Consider the following 24,144-nt stretch of genomic DNA (forward strand, 5'->3'; position numbering starts at 1 on the left):
CGCGGCAGGAGACGCCGCGACGGAAGGCGGAAGGGCAGCCCCGGGCCGTTCGGCGGTGGCCTCGCCCGTCGCCCACCGGCCGTTCCCCGCACCGCTCCTGACACCGTTTTGGCCTGCGGGGCGTTTCTCCATACGATCCGGCAATGATCACAAGAAAACGGCTGGCGGCCGGGGTGTGCGGCCTGCTCGCCGCGATGACCGTCGCGCTGCTCCCCACACCTGCCGTCGCCGGCGAACCGGCGGCGAAGTCCTCCCCCAAGGTCGAGTTGACGCTCGATGTCAGCGGCTCGATGCGGGCCCGGGACATCGACGGGCAGAGCCGGATGGCCGCCGCGAAGCAGGCGTTCAACGAGGTGCTGGACGCCGTGCCGGAGGACGTCCAGCTCGGCATACGCACCCTGGGCGCCAACTACCACGGCGAGGACCGGAAGGTCGGCTGCAAGGACACCCGGCAGCTCTACCCGGTCGGGCCGCTCGACCGGACCGAGGCGAAGACCGCGGTGGCCACCCTCGCCCCCACCGGCTGGACGCCCATCGGTCCCGCCCTGCTGGGCGCGGCCGACGACCTCAAGGGCGGTGACGGGTCCCGCCGGATCGTCCTCATCACGGACGGCGAGGACACCTGCGCCCCGCTCGACCCCTGCCAGGTGGCGCGGGACATCGCCGCCAAGGGCATCCACCTCACCGTCGACACCCTCGGACTGCTGCCGAACGCCAAGACCCGCAACCAGCTCAGCTGTATCGCGGAGGCCACCGGCGGCACCTACACCTCGGTCGAGCACACCAAGCAACTCCGGGACCGCGTACACCAGTTGGTGGACCGTGCGGCCCGGCCCGTGGTCACCCCGAAACCGGCTGAGGGCGCCGGGCAGTGCGACGGCGCGCCGGAGCTCAAGCCCGGTGTCTACACCGACCGTGAGAAGTTCGCCGAGCACCGCTGGTACCGGGTGGCGGTCCGGCCCGGCCAGGAGCTCCGGGCTTCGGTGAGCGTCGCCGCCGACCGCGCGGTCAACAACGACTACGGGGTGCTGCTGCGCGCCTCGACCGTGCACGGGCGGGAGATCGTCCGGGGTGCGGAGGCCGGCGACGGCCGTACGGATGTGATCTCGTCCGGGCTGCGCTACCCGAAGGCGCCGCTCGCGTCCTCCGAGGACACGGACGAGCCGTCGGCGGAGACGGTCTGCCTGCAGGTCAGCAACTCCTTCTCGGCGCCCGCTTCGGTCAAGACCGACCCGGGCCTGCCGGTCGAGCTGTCCGTCGACCTGGTGGACGGTCCCGACGACGCCGGCGACGCGGCGTTCCTGGGCCTCGGCCACGGCTGGTGGTTCCTGATCGCGATGCTGCTCACGGGACTGGTCGCCGGTCTGCTGTGGGGCTGGATCTCCCGCTGGCGTGTCACCGTCTGGAGGACCAACTGATGCGCGTCATACCCACCTTGCTGTCCGCCGCGCTCGCGGGCGCGGGACTTCTCGGCCTCGCGGGCACCGCGGCCGCCGACAGCCCCTCCCCCAGCGCGAGCAGCGATGCGGAGGCGGCCGCGCCGACCGAGGCCGGCACCTCGTTCCGTACCGCGACCGCCATCAGGCCGGAGCAGCGGGCCACGGCCAGCGCCTCCACCGGCGACTACCTCTACTGGGTACTGCCCGTGGACGCGGGACAGCGCGCCACCGTGAAGGCCAAGGTGACGCTCCCGCAGGCCGCCCGGCACGGCGCGGCCACCTGGCGGCTCGATGTCTACGACGGGCTGCGCCGCCGCCAGGCGTGCACCTACGGCGCGCAGACGAGGACGGCGGAGCGGGACGCCGGGTCCGTCGAGCTGTCCTGCACCCTGCGTACGGTCCGCGCCTGGGCGGAACCCTGGGCGAACGACCCGCTGCCGGGCAGCTACTACCTCCGGCTGACCGTCAGCGACGTACGCAAGGACGACCTCGGCCTGCCGGTACGCGCCGAGGTCGACGCCACCACGGCCGACACGGGCGGTGCGCACGCGGTGGACGGCAGCCTCGCCGCGCCCCTGGTGCCCGGCGCCGGCACCGCGACACCGGAGGCCGGGGAGAGCGCCGCTCCCGGGACGAGTGCGGCCCTCGGCGAACCGGATGGCGGCTGGTCCTCCGGCTGGTGGTCCGACCGCTGGATCTGGACCGCGGTGGGCGGGCTGCTCGCGGCCCTCGGCGGTATCGCCGGCTACCGCTTCACCCGGGGCACGGGCCGCCCGGCGCATCTGCCGCCGGGCGCCTGACCGGACGGGGCGGCCAGGGCATAGGGCCCCGGCCGCCCCGCGTACCGCGTATCACCCCGCCCGGCCGCGGAAACCCGCCACGGCCGGCAAGAGACCGTCGGCGCTCAGCAGTTGCAGCAGGTCAGGCATTCACAGCAGCCGAGGCACTCGCAGCCGCAGCCGTTGCAGTCGCAGTCGCACTTGTGGCAGCACCCCTCGCGCTTCTTGCGCGACCACGGACCCTCGAACTCCTCGGCGCAGCAGAACTGGCAGGTGCAGCACAGCCCGATGGCGGCCGCGCACCCGGCGAGGAGACCACGGGGCTTCTTGGGCGGCTGCGGAAACTGCGGCACCCCGCCGCCTCCGCCACCCGGACCGCCGCCGTCGCCGCCACCCGGACCGCCGGGAGGTGTCTGGCCGCCGTGGTAGGGGTTCTGCGGCCCGTTCAGATACGGCCCGCCCTGGGCGTACGGGCCGCCGGCCGGCATCTGCCCGTACGCCGGGGGCGGGCCGTACGCGCCGGGCTGACCTGCGCCGTTCGCGTACGGGTTGCCGCCCTGGCCGCCGTACGGGCCCGGCGCTCCGTGTCCCTGGTGGGAGCAGGTGGCGGTGCCGAAGGCGCGGTCCACCGAGCGGCGCAGCTCGTGCACGAGGAGCACATGCACCAGGGCGGAGTCGGTGAACTCCACGTCGCGCAGGGCGAGACGGATGCCGTGCAGGGCGTCGTCGCACAGCCGGCGGGCCTGGGCGGGGGTGGCGCCCGTGGCGGTGAGCGGGTTCCAGGCGCCCTCGGCGGCGTCCGCGGTGCGGTCCTCCACCGCGTCGAGGAGGTGGGCCAGCCGGCCGAAGAGCCGCCCGGCCTCGGCCAGCGGCGCGGCGTTGCCCGGCCGGCCCGCCAGCACCGCGGTGTGCGCGAAGGCCGCGGCGGTCGCCGTCTCGGTCGGTTCGGTGATCACCGTCAACGGAGTGCCGGGGCCGGCCAGTTGCTCGATGCCCACCTGCCGGTCGACCGCGTCGACCAGCACCGTGGTGTCGAAGCCGAGGGTGGCGCCGGTGCGCGCACCGGCCCGGTCCCATCCCGCGGCGACCTTGCGCGCGGCGGCGGCCACCGGCCGACGGCGCAACATCCCGTTCCGGTCGGCGACATGGTCACGTATCTTCGCCGAGGCGAGCACCAGGGACACCGAGGCCGCCAGCCGTGCGCCCTCCCCCTTCGCCACCGGGGCGGTCCGCATCCCGCGCAGCGGACAGGGTCCGGCGGTCCGGCGGCGGGCCTCCACGCGGCCCGACTGAGCGTCCGTCAGCGCCGAGACGATCAGCCCGTCGTAGTTCGTGACGACCCGGGCGAACTGCCCGTGGTCGCCGCGCAGCGCGAGACAGAGGCCACACAGATGGGCCATCCACTCCGCCTTGAGCCCTTCGGTCAGGCGATGGGTGCAGGGCCTGACGATTCCGAACATAAGGAAACCCCGTAAGAAGTCGGCATGGGCCGGCCTGGACAGGGCGCGGCCGGCAGCGCGGAAAGAGCGTATCGACTGTGCCGCTGACCTGGACACATACCCCTCGGCCGGGGTTCCCGGCGGACCGTCATCGGGGCCGGCGCGGGGCGGAGTTGGGCGGCCGCCCCGGCCCCTGCCAGGGGGTAGCAGGGGCGGGGCGACCGCACGGCCCGGGTCCACAGGCAAGACCGGGGCCGAACCGGGAATCGGGGAAAATCCCTCGGCTCACCCTGAGATACGCACCGCCCGTCAGGATCATTCAGCCGGTTCCCGAATTCTTCTCCGCACCGGCCGTGACGCCCCGGCTGGGCGTCAGCCCTCCACCGGTTCGGCGGGTTCCGCAGGCTCCGCGCCCGGGTGGTGGCGCATGCGGGCGGCGAGGACGGCGACATCGTCCTCGGCGTGCAGCCCGTCGAGGTGGAGCAGCACCTCGTCGAGGGTCCGCTCCACCCCCGCCCCGGCGGGCAGCCGCAGCTTCGCCAGCCGGGACAGCGAGGCGTCGATGTCCTCGCCGCGCCGCTCGATGAGCCCGTCGGTGAACATCAGCAGGGTTTCCGCGGGGGTGACGGTGCGGGTGACGAGTTCGTAGCCGCCCACGCCGGTCCCCAGAGGCGGGCCGACGGGGACATCGACCAGGCAGGTGGTGCCGTCGGGGCCGATGACCGCCGGAGGGAGATGACCGGCGCTGGCGAACGCGGCGAGACCGCGCGCCGGATCGACCCTGGCCAGCAGGCAGGTCGCCGGGCGGCGGGACTCCTCCCCGGCCACGGCGGCGTCGAGTTGCCGCAGGACGCGATGGGGCGGCAGGTCGGTCGAGGCGACATAGCGGAGGTGGGAGCGGTAGGCGTTCATGTCGACCGCCGCGTCGAGCCCGTGCCCCATGACGTCGCCCATGACGAGCAGGGTGCGCCCGTAGTGGAGCCGTACCGTCTCGAACCAGTCGCCGCCGACCAGGGCGCTGGTGCCGGACGGCAGGTAACGGGTGGCCAGGTCCAGGTTGGGGTGCGGCCGGCCGGGCTCCGCGAGGAGCGCCCGCTGCAGGTCCGTCGCGGTGCGCTGCACCGCCGCGTACCGGCGGGCGTGGGTGAGGCGGGTGGCGGTGAGGTGGGCCAGGTGGTGCAGGGTGGCGGTCTCGTGCGCGGTGAAGGCGCCGCCCGCGCGCAGGGCGAGCAGCACACCGTGCCGGCGGCCGTACGCCAGCAGCGGCGCGGCCACGGCCTCGGCGGAACGGCCGCCCGGCAGCACCGCCGCCGCGGTGACCGGGCGCTCCTCGTGCAGCGCCCGCAGCGAGGGGGAGGCGTCGTCGGGCCGTTCCGGTCCCTCGTCCGGGAAGCGGGCCTCCAGGACCCTGACCAGGCCTGCGGTCGCGACGCGGGTGAGCGCCGGCGGGGAGGGGAGCCTCGCCCCGGAGCGCTGCTCGGTGACCAGGTCCACCGCCGCGGCGTCACACAGGTGGCGGCACAGGAAGCGGGCCAGCTCGGCGCAGATGGTCTGCTCGTCCAGGACCGTGCCGATCTGCTCGGCGGCCTCTTCCACCGTGTGCAGTCGGGCCAGTACGCCGGCCTGGTCGGCGTCCCGGTCCGCCGCCGCGCCGTCGCGGTTCGACAAGGCCACCTCCAGGGCACTGCGGCCCGCCGGGCGCGGGGCGCTCCCCCATCCCATCAGCAAGCCGGCGGCGCGGCCCGCCGCGGCGCCGGGCCGGTCCTCCGTGCGGCGCAGAGCGGCGCGTCCCGGGCCCCGGGTGGCCGTCAGCCGAGGACGCCCGCGCCCAGCAGCCCGAAGAGCAGTGCGCCGACGAGGACGCGGTAGACGACAAAGGAGTTGAAGGTGTGCTTGGCCACGAACTTCAGCAGCCAGGCGATCGAGGCGTAGGCGACGCCGAAGGAGACGACGGTGCCGATGACGAGCGGCGCGACGGCCGCGCCGGTGCCGATGGCGTCCTTCAGCTCGTAGATGCCGGCGCCGGTGAGTGCGGGGATGCCGAGGAAGAAGGACAGCCGGGTGGCCGCGACCCGCTCCAGGCCGAGCATGAGGCCGGTGGACATGGTCGCGCCGGAGCGGGAGAAGCCGGGGAAGAGGAGGGCGAGGATCTGTGAGCAGCCGACCCACATGGCGTCCTTGAGCGAGGTGTCGTCCTCACCGCGCTTGTGACGGCCCATCCGGTCCGCTGCCCACATCACGCCACTGCCGATGATCAGTGAGCCGGCCACCACCCAGAGCGAGGCGAGCGGGCCCTCGATCAGCGGCTTGGCGGCCAGGCCGACGGCGACGATCGGGAGCGTCGCGTAGATCACCCACCAGGCGAACTTGTAGTCGTGGTGGTACCGCTCCTCAGGGTCACGCAGACCGCGGAACCAGGCGCCCATGATGCGCACGATGTCCTTGAGGAAGTAGACGAGCGCCGCGGCGATCGCGCCGACCTGGATGACCGCGGAGAAGGCGACGACCGTCCTGTCGTTGACGGGGATGCCCATCAGACCTTCGGTGATCTTGAGATGGCCGGTGGAGGAGACCGGCAGGAATTCCGTCACCCCCTCGACGGCTCCGAGGACGATGGCCTGGCCGATGCTGATCGCGCTCATGGGGTCCATTCCGGGTGGTCGGGGTGGCGACTGTACCGGTGCGGTCACGGTCCGGCCGAAGGGGCGCGGCCGGGGAGAGATGGATCACGACCGCGGCATCGGGTGGCGGCGCGCCGCCGGGATCGGATACGCATGAACGCAGCCGTGGCCAACGGTGAACTGGGCGCGGGCGGGCGGGCCTTGAGGCGGAGCGCCCGTTGCCTCCCGCGCGTCCTGGGGTGCGCCCCGCGCGTCCCGGCGTCTACAGTTCACGATGGTCTACAGCACTGTAGACAACCAAGGGGAGGAAGGGGCACACCCGCAGGACGCCTCACCCGCCCCGCAGCAGCCCACCCGAGGAGCCGGTATGCCGCTCACCGTGAGTGCCCTGGTCATCGCCCCCGCCGGCACGGCAAGAGAGCCACGGCGGCCGACGGACCGCTGGGAGGCCGTCTCGTGATCCCCGCTCCCCGGTCCGCCACACGGCGGGACGACGACCGGTCCGCCACCGCCGGACCGTCCGCGGGCACGAAGGGCAAACCGGCCGGCGCCACCGGCGAACCGGCGCCGCCCGCCCCGCCCAAGCAGCGCGACGCGTTCTTCGACAACGCCAAATACCTGGCCATCGTGCTGGTGGCGGTCGGGCACGCCTGGGAGCCGTACTACCACGGCAGCCGGAGCGCCGCGTCCCTCTACCTCTTCGTCTACGCCTTCCACATGCCGGCGTTCACCGTCATCTCCGGCTACTTCTCGCGCAGTTTCGACATGCGCCGCGACCGGCTGCAGCGGCTGGTCACCGGCGTCGCCGTCCCGTTCGTGGTCTTCCAGGTCGCCTTCGCGGTGTTCCGGTACTGGGCCGGTGACATTCCGAGTCTCACGGTCAACCTGCTCGACCCGTGGTTCCTCACCTGGTTCCTGGCGGCGCTGTTCATCTGGCGGCTCACCGCGCCGGTATGGCGGATCGTGCGCTGGCCGGTGCCGGTGGCCCTGGCGATCGCCGTCGCGGCGTCCGCCTCCCCCGACGTCGGCACCGAGCTGGACCTCCAGCGGGTCCTGCAGTTCCTGCCGTTCTTCGTCGTCGGGATGTGCCTGAAGCCGGAGCACTTCAGCCTGGTGCGCCGTTGGCCGGTGCGGATCGCCGCGGTGCCGGTTCTCGCGGTGGCGCTGGTCTTCGCGTACTGGGCGGTGCCCCGTATGAACGACGCGTGGTTCTACCACACCGACAGCGCCGAGAAGCTGGGCGCTCCCTGGTGGATCGGTGCGCTGATGCAGCTGGCCATGTTCGGCTGCTCGATGGTGCTGACGGTGTGCTTCCTGGCCTGGGTGCCGGGCCGCCGGATGTGGTGCACCGCGCTGGGCGCCGGCACGCTCTACGGCTATCTGCTGCACGGCTTCCTCGCCAAGGGCTCCCGCTGGTGGGACTGGTACGACACCGGCTGGGTCCGCACCCCGTGGGGCGCCGTCGCCGTCACCTTCCTCGCCGCGGCGGTCGTGACCCTGCTGTGCACCTCGCCGGTGCAGCGGGTCTTCCGCTTCGCGATGGAGCCGAAGATGACCTGGGCGTTCAGAAAGGAGCCCCGCACCGGCACGAAGGAGTCCGGGACCGACACGGCGAAGGCCCCCGCCGGGAAGCAGCCGTCTGCGTCGCCCTAGGACCTGTCCGGGACGAGGGTGAGGCGCGGCCGCGGATTCCGCACCGTCCCGATTGCCGCCGCGGGGCGCAGCAGTACTGTTGGCGTGGCTCATACCTGCGGTGACGGCTCCGTCTCGGGCCGGTCGAGTGCGTGACACCACATGATCGGAAAGACCTGCGAGAGGGTCGGCAGCGCGATGGGCCCCGGCCATCCGACCCCTCCAGAGGCGCCGACCATGGACCCAGCCGCCGCGGCACCACCACCCCGTACGGGCATCAGCCTGCGCCAGCTGCTGATGTCACTGGGCGAGCCCCTGGTGGAGCTGCAGGCCGCGCCCGACGGGCTGGACGTCGAGATCCGCAGCGTCTCGCTGCTCGACCCCGAGGACCCGCCGATGGCCCACCCCGGCGAGCTGATCCTCGCCATAGGCGCACGGGGACGCGCGGCGTTTCCCGCACTGCGGGCCGGCGGACGGGACGGAGCCGCCGCGGTGGCGGTCAAGCTGGACGCCCCCGGGCAGGCCGCCGCGCTCAGTGCGACCGCCGTCGAGGCCGGGATCGCGCTGCTGTCCGTACGGAGCGAAGCGCGCTGGGAGCAGGTGGACGCGCTGGCGCGGGCGGCGCTGGAGAGCGCACCGCAGGGGCGGCCCGGCGAGGGGGCCGAGGAGGGCGATCTGTTCTCGCTCGCCCAGACCACCGCCATCCTCACCGGCGGCATCGTCAGCATCGAGGACACCGCCAACCGTGTGCTGGCCTACTCCCGGTCCGCCGACGACGACGAGGTCGACGACCTGCGGCGGCGGTCGATCCTGGGCTGGCACGGCCCGGAGGCGTATCTGTCGCGGCTGCGCGAGTGGGGGGTGTTCCAGCGGCTGCGCACCTCCGACGACGTGATCAACATCGACGCGCACCCCGAGCTGGGCATCCGCCGGCGGCTCGCGGTGGCCATCCGGTCCGGGGAACGGCAGCTGGGCGTCATCTGGGTGCAGGAGGGCTCCGCGCCGCTGACCGAGCGCGCGGACCAGGCGCTGCGGGGCGCGGCCCGGGTCGCGGCCCTGCACCTGGTACGCCGCCGCCGGGAGCTGTCCGCCGATCTGACGCTGACCCGTACGCTCGCGGCCGGGCTGCTGGAGGGCAGCACCGGGCCCCAGCCGCTGGCCAGCCATCTGTCCCTGGACGCCGCCCGTCCGGCCGCCGTCCTGGGCTTCTCGTACGGGACGGCCGAGGCCACCCCGCCGGAGCTGGCCCGCGGCGAGGTCAGCAACCTGATCTCGGTGCACACCGCGGCCCGGCACAGCAGCGCCGTGGTCACCCAGGTCGATGCGCGGATCTATGTACTGCTGCCGCAGCTGCCGCGCAGCATCGACACCGGGACACTGCGCGGCTGGGGACAGGAGATCACCGATGCGGCCGGCCGTCACCTGGGCCTGTCGCTGCGCGGTTCGGTCGGCTGCATCGTGCCGGCGCTCGGGGAGATCCCCGAATCGCGGCGGGAGGCGGACCGGATTCTCGACGCCATGCTGAGCGTCGGCGTCGCCACCACGGTCGCCGCGCTGCCGGACATCCAGGCGGAGGTGCTTGTCAGCGAGGTACTGGCGCTGCTGTCCGCGCACCCCGAGATGCGCGACCCCCGACTGACCGCCCTGGTCGCCCACGACAGCCGCAACCAGGGGCAGTTGGCGGAGACCGTGCTGGCCTACCTGAACGCCTTCGGCGACGTACGGGCCGCCGCCGCCGAGCTGCATGTGCACCCCAACACCCTGCGCTACCGCATCCGCCGGGCCGAGGATCTGACCGGTCTCGACCTCGGGCGCCCGGACCAGCGGCTGCTGGCCATGCTCCAGCTGCGTCTGCCGCCCGCCGACTGAACCGGGACGCGGTGGCACCACGACGGTCCGCCAGGGGCGCCGCGCCGGGCATCCGTCGCTCCGTGGAACCCCGGGCGCCCGCACCCGTGCCCCATACCGCCGATAGTCCACAATTCTCCTAAGATGGGCGATATTGCTCCATTGAGCTGACGGGCTGGCGATGATGAGTGCGGAGAATGCCCTGCCGGGCGGCTCGGACCGCGCCTGCGATATCGCGAGGGCGGCCACGGCCGAACTGGACGGAGAGGGGCGGATCATCGCCTGGACCCGGGCGGCGGAGCGGCTGCTCGGCTATCCGGCCGGGGAGATCCTGCACCGCCCCGCGACGGAGCTGCTGGCGATACCCGGTGACGAGGTACGGGTGGCCGCCGTCGCGCGCTGGTGCCGTGCGGGGAGCGGCTGGGGCGGCTCGGTCGCGGCGCGCCACCGGGACGGCCGGGAGGTGCAGCTGGCACTGCAGGTCACGCCCGTTCTCGACGGTGCGGACCGGGAGCGCTGGTCCGTCCTCGCCATGGAGGAGTGGCGGGTGCCGGGCGGCGGGGTGAACCAGCTGATGCTCGAACCGTTCCTGGCGCACGCGCCGGTCGGCATGGCCGTGCTCGACACCGGTCTGCGCTACGTCTGGGTGAACGACGTACTGGAGCGTCTGATCCCCCTGGAACAGCGGCTCGGGAAGCAGGTGAACGAGATACTGCCGAGGCTGGAGGCCGAGGCGTTCGAGGAGCGGATGCTGCGGGTCCTGCGGACCGGGTCGCCGGTGATGGACTACGAATTCCGCAGCCCCACCTATGCGGACCCCAACCAGGAGCGCGCCTACTCGGCGTCCTTCTTCGGGCTGTCGGACCCCCAGGGCCGGCGGATCGGCCTCTGGTACATGGTCATCGACGTCACCGAACGCTGGCGGGCGCAGGAACGCCTGGCCCTGCTGAACGACGCCAGCGTCCGTATCGGCAGCACCCTCGACGTCACCCGGACCGCACAGGAACTGGCGGAGGTCGCGGTACCGGCGCTCGCCGACTTCGTCGCCGTCGATCTGCTGGACTCGGTGCTCAGGGGCGCGGAACCGGTCCCCGGGCCGGTCGACAGCACACCCGTCATGCGCCGCTGCGGTCAGCAGTCGGTCCACGAGGGCTGCCCGGAGGCCGGCCTGGCCGTGGGAGAGACCGTCCAGCGGTCCCCCACCTCACCGGTCGCCCGCTGTCTGCTCAAGGGCGAGTCCCTGGTGGAACCGGTCCTGGACCTCACCACCAGCGCCTGGGTCACCGAGGACCCGGTACGGGCCGCCGTCATCCGGGAGTTCGGGTTCCGTTCGGTGATGGTGGCACCGGTGCAGGCCCGTGGCATCACCCTGGGCGCGGCGACCTTCTTCCGGTCCCGGCGTCTGGGGCCCTTCGTGGCGGACGACGTACGGCTGGCCGAGGAGCTGGTCGCGCGGGCCGCGGTGTGTGTCGACAACGCGCGCCGCTTCGCCCGCGAGCGCACCGCGGCCCGGGTGATGCAGCAGAACCTGCTGCCGCACGAGCTGACCGGCGGGTCCGCGCTGGAGGTGGCGTCGTGGTACTTCCCGGCGGACGCGCCGAGCGGGGTGGGCGGCGACTGGTTCGACGTGATTCCGTTGTCCGGGGCGCGGGTCGCCCTGGTCGTCGGGGACGTGGTCGGACACGGCATCAACGCCGCGGCCACCATGGGGCGGCTGCGCACCGCCGTCCGCACGCTGGCGAACCTGGACCTGCCACCCGATGAACTGCTGGCCCGCCTGGACGACCTGGTCATCGGCCTGGTCAAGACGCACCGCGCCGATCCGGCGGCGGACGCCGGGGACCCGAGCGTGGCCTCGACCTTCATGGGCGCCACCTGTCTGTACGCCGTCTACGACCCGGTCAGCCGGCGGTGCAGCGTCGCACGGGCCGGCCATCTGCCGCCGCTGATCGTCGGCCCCGACGGCACCGTGGACTGCCCCGACCTGCCCGCGGGGCCACCGCTCGGCCTGGGGTCGCTGCCCTTCGAGGCCGTGGAGCTGGAGCCCGCCGAGGGCAGCCTGATCGCGCTCTACACCAACGGGCTGATCGAGACCCGCGACCGGGACATCGAGGTCGGGCTGGCCCGGCTGAGCGAGGCCCTCGCGGTGCCCGGGGAGACGCTGAAGGACATCGGCGCGCATGTGGTCAAGACCCTGCTGACCGGCCCGCCGTCCGACGACGCCGCGCTGCTCCTCGCCCGGACCCATGCCCTGGACGACCGGCAGGTCGCCTCCTGGGAACTGACCTGTGACCCGGCCGAAGTGGGCACCGCCCGTGGCCTCGCCGGCCGGCAGCTGGCGGAGTGGGGGATGGACGATCTGCTGTTCACCACGGAACTGATCGTCAGCGAACTGGTCACCAACGCCATCCGCCACGCCACCGCGCCGATCACCCTGCGTCTGATCCGGCAGGACGCCCTGATCTGCGAGGTCTCCGACACCAGCAGCACCTCGCCGCGGCTGCGCCATGCCCGGACCACCGACGAGGGCGGACGCGGACTGTTCATCGTCGCGCAGCTGACCTCGCGATGGGGCACCCGTTACACCCCGACGGGCAAGATCATCTGGACCGAGCAGAGCATGCCGTCCGAGGCGGGCGCCTACGACGAGACGGACTGAACCGCGCTCACCGGAAGGGCGCGGCGGGCGCTCGCGGCGCACCCCGGACCGGGGGCGGGTCCCGGTGACGCCACCGAGGCCCCGGCGACGCCGCGCTCACCCCGCCCCGAGCACGCTCCGGACGTCGTCGTGTTCACCCCCGCCGGGCACATGGCCGCAGTCGTCCCCGGCCGGGACGGGCCAGCCGACGAGACCGCGTCCGGGCAGCTCGACATGGTCGTGGTCGGCACCGGCCACCACGCGGCGCGGCGCCGCGCCGGCCCCCTCGGCCGTCAGATGGGCGGTCACGAAGGCCGCGCTCGTCCGGACGATGTCGCGGGTCAGCCCGAGGGGAAGCAGCGAACGGGTCTCGGCGATCGCCTCGTCCTCGCCGGCCCGCAGCACCACCCGGACGTCCGGTGCCACTCCGTGGGCGGCGACCGCGACGGCGATGTTGTCCAGCTCATGGGAGCCGACGGCGGCGAGCGCGCGGGCCCGCCCGAGGCCGAGCCGGGCCAGCACCGCACGGTCCTCGCCGTGCGCCAGCACCACGGGTATCCCCATCGAGCGCGCGAGGCGCAGGTTCGGGGCGGCGGGCTCGCGTTCGACCCCGACGACCGGGACCCCCAGCTGCCGCAGGGTCTGGCAGAGCCGCAGACCGACCTGCCCCAGTCCCACCACGATGACGTGACCGGCCCGGGGAAGCACCCGCGGCCCCAGGACGCCGACCAGCCGCGGGCCGGACATCCGGTCCACGATGCCTGCGGTCAGCAGCGCGGTGAACCCCACCGTCACCAGCATCGCCACGCCGGACACCACCTCGTACCCGGGATGCCCGGCGTGCGGCGCGGCCGGCCCCACCCCCGCCACGACCCGGGCGGCTTCCAGGAACCCGGTGCTGACCGGCCGGTGGAACACCCCGACCAGCCAGGCCCAGTCCAGGACCAGGACGGCGACGATGCCCAGCAGCCCGATGAGCAGCAGCCGGGCGTCCGCGTCATGGGGCTGGAACTGCCCCCGCAGCCGTCCCAGCAGCGCCCGCCGCCGGGCTCCCGCGCTCGCCCGCCAGGCCGTCTCCGCCAGGCGGCCCTCCCGCGGGCGGACCGCGACCGCACCGTTCCCGTCGTCCCATACGGCCAGCGCGTCGGGGTCGACACAGAGACCGGCCAGCGTCGGCGCCAGGAGGTCGGCGGGCGAGACCGGCACACAGTCGTGCAGCAGCAGCCGGAGCTGCTGGGCCACGGTGCGGTCGAAGACGGTGACGACGATCCGGACGGGGTCGCGGACATGGCGTACGGCGAGGGCGTAGCGCAGCGCGGACAGATCGTCGCCCACCAGGACGGCGACAGCGGCCGGGCGGGCGGCGAGTGCCCGGCGGAGGTCCTGGTCGTCCGGGGCCGCGAGATGGTCGACGGGGTGTCCGCCCTCCCCCAGGGAGGCGCAGACCCGGCGCGCCAGCGTCGTCGCGCCGATCACCACGATCCCGGCGCCCCGGTCCGCCGGGCCCGCCGGATGCGTCCCGGTCTCCTCGACTTCGCCCGCCGGCTCCGGTGGCTGCCCTGCCCGGTGCGCCGCCGGGTGCCGTGTGGGAGACGCACCGCGCCGTTCATCCGGCATTCCGTCCCCCGTCCCGCTGCGGCCGCCCTCCCCTGGTGGGGTGGGTGACGGAGCGGTCGTCGGAGCGGTGCGGTTCTGTCGGGCGGTGGGAAGGGTGGCCATGGAGTCCCCTTGCTCGTCGGCCGGCGGCAGGACCTGTCGGCAGGCCCCAGGGCCGAACTCACGCTAGGGCGCGGGCGGTCCGGGGCATCTGTTCCGTCGGCCAAGGCTTCGCCGACGCGGTTGTCCGCCCGCACCACCCCCGTTCCGGAGCGCTGCGGGACGGGACGGGAAGCCGCCGACGCCCTCGGTCCGCCCGCACGCGCCCGGGGCGCGAGCCCTCCGTTCCGGCTCTCCGCATTAGCCGACCGGACAGCTATCCGGAACGAATTTGTCCGCTCTCACAAATACGCCGCCGCGCACCGCCACATACGCTTACGCAAATCCCAATCCGGACGTGATGCGGCTCACCTCTCACGAGGAGGACGGGCAGTAGCGCGGAGGCGCAACGAAGCGCTCCCCCACCCGCGCAGACATCCGAAGGCCACGACGACGCGTCACGCCTTCGAACCACGTCAGGGCCGTGATCGCCACCACCTTCACCGGGTCCTTTCGTGCGTCCACACCGAGGCGACCCAGCCGTCACCCCGTGCATGACCCCTCCAACCCTCAATGGATGTCGAAGATGACTACACCTCCCCCCAGCCCCGTGGCCGCTCCGCCCACCCCTCCGGGGAACGGGCAGGCTCCCGAGCAGTCCGGTCTGCAGTCGGGCCTCAAGAACCGCCATCTGTCCATGATCGCCGTGGGTGGGGTCATCGGCGCCGGCCTCTTCGTGGGTTCCGCCTCCGGCATCACCGCGGCCGGCCCCGGCATCCTGCTGTCGTACGCCCTGGTCGGCGCGCTGGTCGTGTTCGTGATGCGGATGCTCGGCGAGATGGCGGCCGCCAACCCGACCTCCGGCTCGTTCTCCGCCTATGCGGACCGGGCGCTCGGCCGCTGGGCCGGTTTCTCGATCGGCTGGCTGTACTGGTTCTTCTGGGTCGTGGTGCTCGCCGTGGAGGCGACCGCCGGCGCCGCCATCCTCACGAGCTGGGTCCCGGCCGTCCCGCAGTGGGCCTGGGCGCTGATCGTGATGGTCGTCCTCACCGCCACCAACCTCGCCTCGGTGGCCTCGTTCGGTGAGTTCGAGTTCTGGTTCGCGGGCATCAAGGTCGTCGCCATCGCGGCCTTCATCGCCGTCGGCGGCCTGGCGATCTTCGGTGTGCTGCCCGGCTCCGAGAACGCGGCCACCGGCTTCGCCAACCTCACCTCCCACGGCGGCTTCCTGCCGAACGGACCCACCGCGATCCTCACCGGTGTGCTGATGGTCGTCTTCTCCTTCATGGGCAGCGAGATCGTCACGCTCGCCGCCGGTGAGTCCGAGGACCCGCAGCGCGCGGTCACCAAGGCCACCAAGAGCGTCATCTGGCGGGTCGGCATCTTCTACCTCGGCTCGATCCTCGTGGTCGTCTCCCTGCTGCCGTGGAACGACCCGTCGATCGCCAAGAAGGGCTCGTACGTCGCGGCCCTCGACTCCATAGGCATCCCGCACGCCGGCCAGATCATGAACGTGATCGTGCTGACCGCGGTCCTCTCCTGTCTCAACTCCGGCCTGTACACCGCCTCCCGGATGGCCTTCTCCCTCGGCCAGCGCGGCGACGCCCCGAAGGCCTTCGCCCGGACGAACTCACGAGGCGTCCCGCAGGCCGCGATCCTGGCCTCCGTCCTCTTCGGCTTCATCGCGGTCGGCTTCAACTACCTGTGGCCGGACACGGTCTTCCAGTTCCTGCTGAACTCCTCGGGCGCGGTCGCGCTCTTCGTCTGGCTGGTCATCTGCTTCTCCCAGCTGCGGATGCGCGGGATCATCCTCCGCGAGAACCCGGACAAGCTGATCGTCCGGATGTGGCTCTTCCCGTACCTGACCTGGGCGACGATCGCGATGATCTCGTTCGTGCTGGTCTACATGCTCACTGACGACAGCGAGGGCGGCGGCCGTATCCAGGTCCTGCTGTCGGTGCTGCTCGCCGCCGCCGTGGTCGCCGTCTCCCTGGTCCGCGACCGGCTCGGCCGCGGCACCGCCGAGAAGGACGCCGTCACCACCGGCTGAACCGGGCGAAGTGCCGTAAGGGCAGGGGTGTGCCACAGCACACCCCTGCCCTTACGCTCACCAGAACCGTTCGCCACTACGCTCGAATCCGCATCCGACACCACCACCGGAAGGCCCACCCGAAGACATGCCCGCCTTCAGACGCCGCAAAGGCAGCCTTCCCCGCCTGGTCCCCGAGCTCGACGACCGCACACTGGGGCAGGTCCGGCGCCGCGTCGAGACGTGCTGGTCCCGTGGGTCGCTCGACACCGCCGTGATGGCCTCGATGGCGGACGTGCTCCACGAGACCGGCCAGGACTGGGACCGCAAGGCCCACCGGCTCGCGGTGCTCGCCCGGTCCGCGGGACGGTCGCTGCCCGGCATCTGGCGCCAGCACAGCCCGCATGACCCGCACGCCCTGATGCTGCACGCCTGGTCCGACCTGATCCAGGCCCGGCAGCCGGGCTCCGGCATCGACCTGAACGGCACCCGTGAGACCTGCCGGCTCGCGGCCGAGCTGCTGCCGGCCGACCCCACACCGTGGACCCTGCACCTGGCCACGCTCCGCCTGGAGCAGCGCCCCTCCACGGAACTGTCGGCGATCTGGCGGGAGATCAAGGCCCGCGACCCGTGGAACCGCGAGGCGCATCTGCAGGCTCTGGGCTATCTGTCACCGGACGAGTGCGGCTCCAGCGCCCTGGTCCTGGATCTGCTCGACGGGGTCCGCGCCGCCATGCCGGCCCAGGCCCCCGCCGCCGGTCTGGAGCTCACCGCGCTCGTCGCCAACCACCAGCGTGCGGTGTCCGGCGGCGGCCTGATGGCTGTCGGCGCCGCCGAGATCTGGCGGCGCCCCGACGCCGCCAAGGCCCTCGACCACGCCGCGCACTACTGGCCGAGCCCGGAGTTCCTCACCCACGCCGCGGCCCTGGCCGATCTCAACCTGCTGGCCTACGCCCTGATCAAGGCCGGCCGGACGACCGAGGCCGGTGCCGCGCTGCGCGCCACCGGAGGCGTGGTGACGCCCTGGCCGTGGAGCCTGGACGGCGAGGCGCTGGAGCGCTTCTCGCACTTCCACAGCCGCTATGCGACCGCCGACGACGGCGCCCGGGGCCGACGGCGCTGAACGGCGGCAGCCGCGCCGTCACCTCACCACGCCCGTAGTGGGCAGGCGTACGAGGGACGGCGCGCGCGTGCGAGCACATAGCCGGAACGGGTGGTTTTGTCGCCCCTTGAGGTGTATTTGGCGTGCCCTGCCCCTTTCCAGGGGATTCCCTCCTGGAAGAGGGTTGGGAGATTCGCATGCGCGACACCGTCAGCACCGGCCGCTCCGCGGCATCTGGCGGCCGGCGCGTGCTGATGTTGCTCGTGTTACTGGCCCTGCTGCACGCCGCGCTCAGCGCCGGCTGCTGTGAAGCGCCGCTGCCCGGCGCCGGCGACTGCGCTCCCCGCGCCGGCACTCTCGCCGTGTCCACCCCGGCCGAACGGCTCTGCATCCCGCCGGCGCCGGTACTGGCGTCCGCCGAGGGCGACGGAAAGCACCCCGGCAGCGGCGTCCGCCGCAAGTGCGACGCAACGGCCTGCCATCTCCGCCATCAGGTCCCCACGGGCGCCGGCGGCAAGGCGCTCGGGGACTCGCTCCTGGAGGAGACCCTCACCGCGTCGGGGAGCACCTCCGTCGCGGCCGTCGTCACGGCCGCCCTCCCCGCGTCGCCGAAGCGTGTGACCGTCCTGCGCTGCTGAGCGCGCCCGGCCGCACTCGCCCACCCCTCCCCCGCACCGGGGCCCGGGGCGACCGCGGCCTGCCGTCATCAGCTCTCCGGAACCACCACCGCAGGAGATTCGGCATGCCCCTCGACGTCTTTGCCGCTCTTGGCGCGCTCGTCCGCGCCGAGGCCGCACGCACCCGCACGAAGTCCGTGAAGCCCCCCATGAACCAGCCGCCGGCGCAGCGCCAGAGCAGCCCGGAACCCTCGCCGGCCGAACCGCCGGACGCCGCCCCCGCTCCCGCTCCCCCTCCGCCCGCCAGGAAACACTGGCTCGCCAGGCTGCTGCGGAAGCTGACCGCGTTCCTCCGCTGAGGCGGGCCCGGAACCCGGGCGGACGTCCGCCCGGGGACGCCGTGCGGCGCGGCGGCGGAGCGGGGCAGGCCCGGCGCGCACCGTTTGTCCGGCTCCCCGGCGGGCGCCATCCTGGAACCATGGCCCCCGATGCCGGCCCGGACACACTGTCCGGCTGGGCCGTCCGGCACCCCGGCCCGGTTGCCTCCGGGCCGCTGGCGGCGGTCCGTCGCCCCGCTCCCGAGCCGGGCCCCGATGACCTGGTGCTCCGGGTGGAGGCCTGCGGTGTCTGCCGTACGGATCTGCACCTGGCGGAGGGTGATCTGCCCCCGCACCGCCCGTCGACCATGCCGGGCCACGAGATCGTCGGCCGCGTCACGGCCACCGGCGAGGCGGTCACGCGCTTCCGGCCCGGGGACCGGGCCGGCGGGGCGTGGCTGCGCGGGACCTGCGGCACCTGCCGCTACTGCCGCGCGGGCCACGAGAACCTCTGCCCGGCCTCCGTGTACACCGGCTGGGACGCCGACGGCGGCTTCGCCGAAGCCGCCGTCGTGCCCGCGGACTTCGCCTATCCGCTCCCGGACGCCGAGGACGCCACGCTGCTGGCACCGCTGTTGTGCGCCGGGATCATCGGCTACCGCGCGCTGCGCCGCAGTGCGCTGCCCGCCGGCGGGCGGCTCGGGATCTACGGTTTCGGCGCCTCGGCGCACCTGGCCGCGCAGGTCGCGCTGGCCGAAGGGGCCACCGTCCATGTGCTGACCCGGTCCGCGCAGGCCCGTGAACTCGCCCTGGAACTGGGCGCGTCCTCGGCCGGCGAGGCCTACGGCCGACCGCCCGAGCCACTGGACTCGGCGATCCTCTTCGCGCCGGTGGGTGATCTGGTGCCGGTGGCGCTGGAGGCACTGGACCGCTCCGGCACTCTCGCCCTGGCCGGCATCCACCTCACCGACATCCCGCCGCTCACCTACCAGCGCCATCTCTTCTACGAGCGGAACCTGCGCAGCGTGACCTCCAACACCCGGGAGGACGGCCGGGAGTTCCTGGCGACCGCGGCGCGGATCGGCATCCATGTCACCGTCAGCCCCTACCCGTTGAGCCGTGCACCGGAGGCGCTCGCCGACCTGGCCGCCGACCGGGTGCACGGGGCCGCCGTGCTGACGCCCGGCTGACCGGAGGGGCGACGGCCACCGGGCCATGAGCCGCCGGTGGCGCGGACGTCAACTCCGTTCCACGAGCTGACGCCTTTCGGGTACTCGCACACCCCTCCATCGTCACGGATAGTAGCCAATGACAGCTACTGGTAACGCAGCGCGTTCGGATCGCGCGCATCGCATGTACCGCATGTGAGGACGAGGGAGTCATATGACCGTCGATCAGATCCAGGCCGGCACCGAGTGCGGGGTGGAGGTGGGGCCGGGCGACGCCCGCTACCCGGCCCTGCGGAGGGGGTTCAACCAGCGCTTCATCGCGACACCCGACTATGTCTCGGTGGTCAGCTCGACGAGCGAGGTGGTCGCCGCGGTCAACAAGTACCTGGCGAGCCACCGTCCCGACGAGGATCTCCACCGGCGGCTCACGGTCCGGTCGGGCGGCCACTGCTACGAGAACTTCGTCTGCGGTGACGACGTGGGCGTGATCATCGACATGGGACAGCTGGACGGGGCCTATCTGGACCAGGAACACGGCGCGTACTGCGTGGAGTCGGGGGCGAACAACTGGCATGTCGCCACCCATCTCTACGCGCCGTTCGGGGTGGCCCTGCCCGGCGGCTCCTGCTACTCCGTGGGCGCCGGCGGCCATGTGGTCGGCGGCGGGTACGGGCTGCTGTCCCGGCAGCACGGGCTGACCGTCGACTACCTCTACGCGGTGGAGGTCGTCGTGGTCCGCGACGGGCAGCACGCTGAGGTCGTGATCGCCCGCCGTGACTCGCCCGAACCGGAGCTGCGGGACCTGTGGTGGGCCCACACCGGCGGGGGCGGCGGGAACTTCGGCGTGGTCACCCGGTACTGGTTCAAGGGACTGCCCCAGCCCCCCTCCCAGGTCCTACTGCACGCGGTGGCCTGGCCGTGGGAGGAGCTGGCGGACCACCCGGACCGTCTGAAGTCGCTGGTGCGCAACTACGGGCTGTTCTTCGAGTACGAGAACACCAAGGAACTCCCGGCGTCTCTCCGCGGCGACTACAGCGACATGTTCACCCTGCTGAAGCTGAACCAGCGCGCCAACGGCAAGATCGGGCTGATCACCCAGCTCGACGCCACCCGGCCGGACAGCGCGGAGCGGCTCAACGCCTTCCTTGACTGGATCACCCAGGACCTGGACGTCGAGATCACACCGCTGGACCGGCGGATGGGCGAACACGCGCCGATGGGCGGCCTGGAGGTGCCGACGCGGCTGCCGTGGCTCACCGCCACCCAGACGCTCAACGGCTCCGGCGACAACCAGTGCGGCAAGTACAAGTCGGCCTACATGCGGCGTGGTTTCACCGAACACCAACTGGACGCCATCCACCGCTACCTGACGTGTGAGAACTACCAGAACCCCCAGGCGCTGCTCCAGGTCGACTCCTACGGCGGCGCGATCAACCTGCCCGACAGCGGCGACACCGCGGTCTACCAACGGAGTTCGGTACTCAAGCTCCAGTACCAGACGTACTGGAGCTGGCAGCGGGACGCCAACGACGACGGTGTCGCCGACCAGCACGACGCCGAGGCCGATCCCTCGATCGCGGCGCCTCATCTGCGCTGGATTCGCGAGTTCTACCGCGAGGTCTACCAGGACACCGGCGGGGTGCCGATTCTGGCGCCGACCGGCGGCGCGGCGGCCGGGGAGCCCGACCCGGTGACCGACGGGTGCTACATCAACTACCCCGACACCGACCTCGACGACCCGGAGTGGAACCGTTCGGGCCAGTCCTCGCACCGCCTCTACTACGGCGAGAACTATCCGCGTCTCCAGGCGGTCAAGGCGTACTGGGACCCGCGCAACGTGTTCCGTCACGCCCAGTCCGTCCAGCCGCGCACCTGCTGACCGAACTAACCCGGCGCGGTTACCCGGAGCCGGCGGAGCGGGCCGCGCTCGCGGTCACCAGCCTCCCCGGGCCGGGCCGGCCGGTCCGGCGGGACGACTTCGCCGAGCAGTTCCGCGGCCATCGGGGCGGGATGGCCTTCACCCCCTTCGGCTACCGCCTCGACAGCCGGCGCGACATCGCTCTCGCCCGGATGCGGTCCCGTACGCAGGTCGCGTTCCTCGACCTGGCCGCGCTGCCGGCGGAGGACTTCCCCGGTCACACACCGTGATCCCCGCGCCGACTCGCTCCCTGCTCCCTGCGTGCCGCACCATGGAGAGAAGACGGTAATTCACGACATATCCGATGAGGCGGTGGCGCGGGGTGGACGCCCTGGCCCCCGAGGGCGGATACGGCGACCGTGGCTTATGACGACGGCTTCCGGCGTACGGAGGCGGTGCAGGCAGTGACCGCACGAGTCCTTGGGTCTACCGGGGCTGAGCTGACCGCCGTCTATGTGCCGGCCGAAGGGGACGGCGTTCTTCAGCTGGCCGAGATGGTCGGAGGCTCCGGCGTCCCCTACGGTCTGCCGACGCGCTACCCGCTGTCCGGCAACTCTCCGGTCGCCGCGGCCTTCCGCAGCGGCGACCCGCTGTGGCTGGGCCCGGCGGAGCTGGCGGAGTACGACCTCACCGGTGCCCCGGACAGCCCCGGCGCCGACCCCTGGGACGGTGCCGGGAAGCCCCCCGCGGATGTGTCGTTGGGGGTGCTGCCCCTGGGTGGGAGTGTCCGGCGGCTGGGGTGCCTGGTGGTCATGGACAAGGCCACCGACGCCTTCGACGCGGACCGCCGCCACCTCCTGGAGCTGCACGCCGATCAGGTCACCGCGGGGCTGGAGGCGGTGGCGGCCCGGTTCATGGCACAGGCGGAGCGGCGCTCGCTGCTGGGGCCGGGGCTGGACACCCTCCGGGGCGGCGCCTTCACGCTGACCCTGCGCACCGGGCGGATGGACGCGGACGCCCAGGTGCTGGAGCTGTTCGGGATCGTTCCGGAGGAGTTCGACCGGCGGGTGGAGACGCTGCTGGCGCGCACCGTGCCGGACGACGTTCCGGCGCTGATGTCGATCGTGGAGCCGGGCGGGCTGCCCGAGACGGGCCAGCAGCTGTCGATCCGCATCCGCCGGCCCAACGGCGAGCTGCACTGGCTGAGCCTGCGCTGCCGGGTACTGGCCGACGCCGACGGCACGCCGGAGCGGATGCTGGGGGTGGTCGCCGACGCCGCCTATCTGCGTCCCACCGCCGACGAGGTCTCCATCGTGCAGCGGCTGTCGGCCTCGCTGGCCGGTGCCACCACGATCCGGGACGTCAGCCGGGTGGTGGTCGCCGGGCTGCGGGCACCCCTGGAGGCCGACCGGGTGGCGGTGGCCGAGCTGGAGGCCGACCGGTTCGTGGTGTCCGTCCTCGATCCCCCGGAGCCCGGTGCCTGGCCCGCCGCGTGGCGGTCCGAGTGGCGTTCCGAGTGGCCCGACGCGGCCTGCCACTCGATGCCCACGCTGGAGAGCGTGCTGCGCGCCGGACAGGTCGCCCTGTGGCCACCGGGCGCGTCCCTGGAACCCGACCTCGCGGGCATCGGGCCCGGCGGGCTCGCCGTGCTGCCGCTGCCGGCCGACGGGCGGATCGTCGGGGTGTGCCTGGTCGGATGGGACGCGGAGCACCACTTCGGGCCGGAGGAGCGGTCGCTGCTGACCGCGACCGCGGGGCTGGTGGGGCAGGCCCTGGTGCGCGCCCATGCGATGGACGCCGGGCACGAGCTCGCCACGATGCTGCAGCGCAGTCTGCTGCCCCGCAAGCTGCCGTCGCTGCCCGGCGGGGTGGCCGTCGCCCGCTATCTGCCCGCCACGATGGGGCTCGAGGTGGGGGGCGACTGGTACGACGTCATTCCGCTCTCCGACGGCCATGTCGCGCTCGTTATCGGCGATGTGGAGGGGCACAGCGCCGGCGCCGCCACGATCATGGGCCAGATGCGCACGGCGATCCGGGCCTACGCGGTGGAGGGCCACCCGCCCGACGTGGTGATCTCCCATGCCAACCGGCTGCTGCTGGGCATGGAGACCGACCTGTTCGCCACCTGCTGCTATGTGGACCTGGACATGGAGGAGGGCATCGCCTGGTTCGTGCGGGCCGGGCATCTGCCGCCGCTGCTGCGGCTCCCGGACGGCAGCACCGAGGAACTGCCGGTCGAGGGCGGGCCTCCGCTGGGGGTGGCCGAGGACGGCGAGTTCCCGCTGACCGAGGTGGGGCTGGCCCCCGGCACCGTGCTCGCGCTGCTCACGGACGGTCTGGCCGAGTCGGCGACGCTTCCCCTGGACGACGGCCTCCGCCGGGTGCGGGCGGCGCTCTCGGCGGCCGATCCGGCCGATGCCGGTCAGCTCGCCGACGCACTGCTCGGGGGCGCGAAGCGGCGCGACGACGACGTGGCCCTGCTGGTACTGCGCTACGACGGGATGCGGGTCCGCCCGACCCGGGTGCGGTGGACGGTGTGGCGGCTCCCGGACGCCGTGATGCACGCCCGTCGCTTCACCGGGCGCACCCTGCGCTCCTGGGGCGTGACGGCGGAGCAGGACGTGGCCCTGCTGGTGGTGTCCGAGCTGGTCACCAACGCCATCGCGCACACCCAGGGGGAGGTACGGCTGGATCTGACGCTGGCCGCCGACCGGCTGCGGATCGGGGTGAACGACGCCTCGCCCCGCTCCCCCGTCAAGCCGGCGAGCGTGGACTGGGAGTCGACCGGTGGGCGTGGGCTGCTGCTGGTCGAGGCGATGTCGGCGTCCTGGGGGTCGGTGCCGCTGAGCGGCGGCAAGCAGGTGTGGAGCGAGATCGGTCTGGAGCCGGGCGAGCGGCTCGGCGCGGCGGAGACGCCGGCCGGCCCGACAGGCCGGCACCACGGTGAGGGGGTGCGCTGAG

The 24,144-nt window shown here is 73.1% G+C and carries 17 protein-coding genes; 13 read left to right on the forward strand and 4 right to left on the reverse strand.

Going from position 1 to position 24,144, the window contains the following annotated elements; translation table 11 throughout:
* Nucleotides 1-143 precede the first annotated feature (143 nt).
* Nucleotides 144-1,418: a VWA domain-containing protein gene (locus ACWC9R_RS26390; RefSeq protein WP_450735121.1), complete on the forward strand. Its 1,275-nt coding sequence runs from the start codon at nucleotides 144-146 to the stop codon at nucleotides 1,416-1,418.
* Entirely contained in the window at nucleotides 1,418-2,239 is an 822-nt protein-coding gene (locus ACWC9R_RS26395; protein WP_450735123.1) for a hypothetical protein, read from the forward strand. The genes ACWC9R_RS26390 and ACWC9R_RS26395 overlap by 1 nt, the downstream gene beginning before the upstream one ends.
* A 104-nt stretch (nucleotides 2,240-2,343) precedes the next feature.
* Here the strand turns inward: ACWC9R_RS26395 and ACWC9R_RS26400 are convergent, their stop codons facing one another.
* The 3 genes from ACWC9R_RS26400 to ACWC9R_RS26410 all read right to left on the reverse strand — a co-directional run bounded on the left by ACWC9R_RS26400 (nucleotide 2,344) and on the right by ACWC9R_RS26410 (nucleotide 6,299).
* On the reverse strand, nucleotides 2,344-3,678 hold the full coding sequence (locus ACWC9R_RS26400) for a DUF5685 family protein (RefSeq protein ID WP_450735125.1): 1,335 nt from the start codon (nucleotides 3,676-3,678) through the stop codon (nucleotides 2,344-2,346).
* Between the two features lie 351 nt (nucleotides 3,679-4,029).
* The gene (locus ACWC9R_RS26405; RefSeq protein WP_450735127.1) at nucleotides 4,030-5,325 is read right to left on the reverse strand and encodes a PP2C family protein-serine/threonine phosphatase; all 1,296 of its coding nucleotides are present in this window, start codon (nucleotides 5,323-5,325) and stop codon (nucleotides 4,030-4,032) included.
* 140 nt (nucleotides 5,326-5,465) lie between these two features.
* Nucleotides 5,466-6,299: an undecaprenyl-diphosphate phosphatase gene (locus ACWC9R_RS26410; protein WP_450735128.1), complete on the reverse strand. Its 834-nt coding sequence runs from the start codon at nucleotides 6,297-6,299 to the stop codon at nucleotides 5,466-5,468.
* A gap of 438 nt (nucleotides 6,300-6,737) precedes the next feature.
* Here ACWC9R_RS26410 and ACWC9R_RS26415 point away from each other — a divergent pair, with 438 nt between their 5' ends.
* The 3 genes from ACWC9R_RS26415 (at nucleotide 6,738) to ACWC9R_RS26425 (ending at nucleotide 12,417) form a co-directional block, all read left to right on the forward strand.
* On the forward strand, nucleotides 6,738-7,931 hold the full coding sequence (locus ACWC9R_RS26415; RefSeq protein ID WP_450735165.1) for an acyltransferase family protein: 1,194 nt from the start codon (nucleotides 6,738-6,740) through the stop codon (nucleotides 7,929-7,931).
* Between the two features lie 216 nt (nucleotides 7,932-8,147).
* Nucleotides 8,148-9,779, forward strand: a complete 1,632-nt coding sequence (locus ACWC9R_RS26420; protein ID WP_450735129.1) for a helix-turn-helix domain-containing protein — start codon at nucleotides 8,148-8,150, stop codon at nucleotides 9,777-9,779.
* Between the two features lie 160 nt (nucleotides 9,780-9,939).
* The gene (locus ACWC9R_RS26425) at nucleotides 9,940-12,417 is read left to right on the forward strand and encodes a SpoIIE family protein phosphatase (RefSeq protein ID WP_450735131.1); all 2,478 of its coding nucleotides are present in this window, start codon (nucleotides 9,940-9,942) and stop codon (nucleotides 12,415-12,417) included.
* Nucleotides 12,418-12,513: 96 nt separating this feature from the next.
* On the opposite strand, the gene ACWC9R_RS26430 is transcribed toward ACWC9R_RS26425, so the two are convergent.
* On the reverse strand, nucleotides 12,514-14,115 hold the full coding sequence (locus ACWC9R_RS26430; protein ID WP_450735132.1) for an NAD-binding protein: 1,602 nt from the start codon (nucleotides 14,113-14,115) through the stop codon (nucleotides 12,514-12,516).
* Between the two features lie 562 nt (nucleotides 14,116-14,677).
* Here ACWC9R_RS26430 and ACWC9R_RS26435 point away from each other — a divergent pair.
* The 8 genes from ACWC9R_RS26435 (at nucleotide 14,678) to ACWC9R_RS26470 (ending at nucleotide 24,143) form a co-directional block, all read left to right on the forward strand.
* Nucleotides 14,678-16,141, forward strand: coding sequence for an amino acid permease (locus tag ACWC9R_RS26435; protein ID WP_450735133.1), 1,464 nt, complete (start codon nucleotides 14,678-14,680; stop codon nucleotides 16,139-16,141).
* A gap of 127 nt (nucleotides 16,142-16,268) precedes the next feature.
* On the forward strand, nucleotides 16,269-17,243 hold the full coding sequence (locus ACWC9R_RS26440; protein WP_450735135.1) for a hypothetical protein: 975 nt from the start codon (nucleotides 16,269-16,271) through the stop codon (nucleotides 17,241-17,243).
* A 176-nt stretch (nucleotides 17,244-17,419) separates the two neighbouring features.
* The gene (locus tag ACWC9R_RS26445) at nucleotides 17,420-17,860 is read left to right on the forward strand and encodes a hypothetical protein (protein WP_450735137.1); all 441 of its coding nucleotides are present in this window, start codon (nucleotides 17,420-17,422) and stop codon (nucleotides 17,858-17,860) included.
* Between the two features lie 104 nt (nucleotides 17,861-17,964).
* A complete protein-coding gene (locus ACWC9R_RS26450) occupies nucleotides 17,965-18,198 on the forward strand; it encodes a hypothetical protein (RefSeq protein WP_450735139.1) in 234 nt (77 codons plus the stop codon).
* Between the two features lie 119 nt (nucleotides 18,199-18,317).
* Entirely contained in the window at nucleotides 18,318-19,346 is a 1,029-nt protein-coding gene (locus ACWC9R_RS26455; protein ID WP_450735141.1) for a zinc-dependent alcohol dehydrogenase family protein, read from the forward strand.
* Between the two features lie 193 nt (nucleotides 19,347-19,539).
* Nucleotides 19,540-21,204, forward strand: a complete 1,665-nt coding sequence (locus tag ACWC9R_RS26460) for an FAD-dependent oxidoreductase (protein WP_450735142.1) — start codon at nucleotides 19,540-19,542, stop codon at nucleotides 21,202-21,204.
* Nucleotides 21,205-21,335: 131 nt separating this feature from the next.
* The gene (locus ACWC9R_RS26465; RefSeq protein ID WP_450735143.1) at nucleotides 21,336-21,473 is read left to right on the forward strand and encodes a hypothetical protein; all 138 of its coding nucleotides are present in this window, start codon (nucleotides 21,336-21,338) and stop codon (nucleotides 21,471-21,473) included.
* A gap of 264 nt (nucleotides 21,474-21,737) precedes the next feature.
* Nucleotides 21,738-24,143 carry a SpoIIE family protein phosphatase gene (locus ACWC9R_RS26470; protein WP_450735167.1) on the forward strand — a complete coding sequence of 802 codons (2,406 nt, stop codon included), beginning with the start codon at nucleotides 21,738-21,740 and terminating at the stop codon, nucleotides 24,141-24,143.
* Nucleotide 24,144 lies beyond the last annotated feature (1 nt).

It is taken from the genome of Streptomyces sp. NPDC001219, from assembly GCF_053597915.1.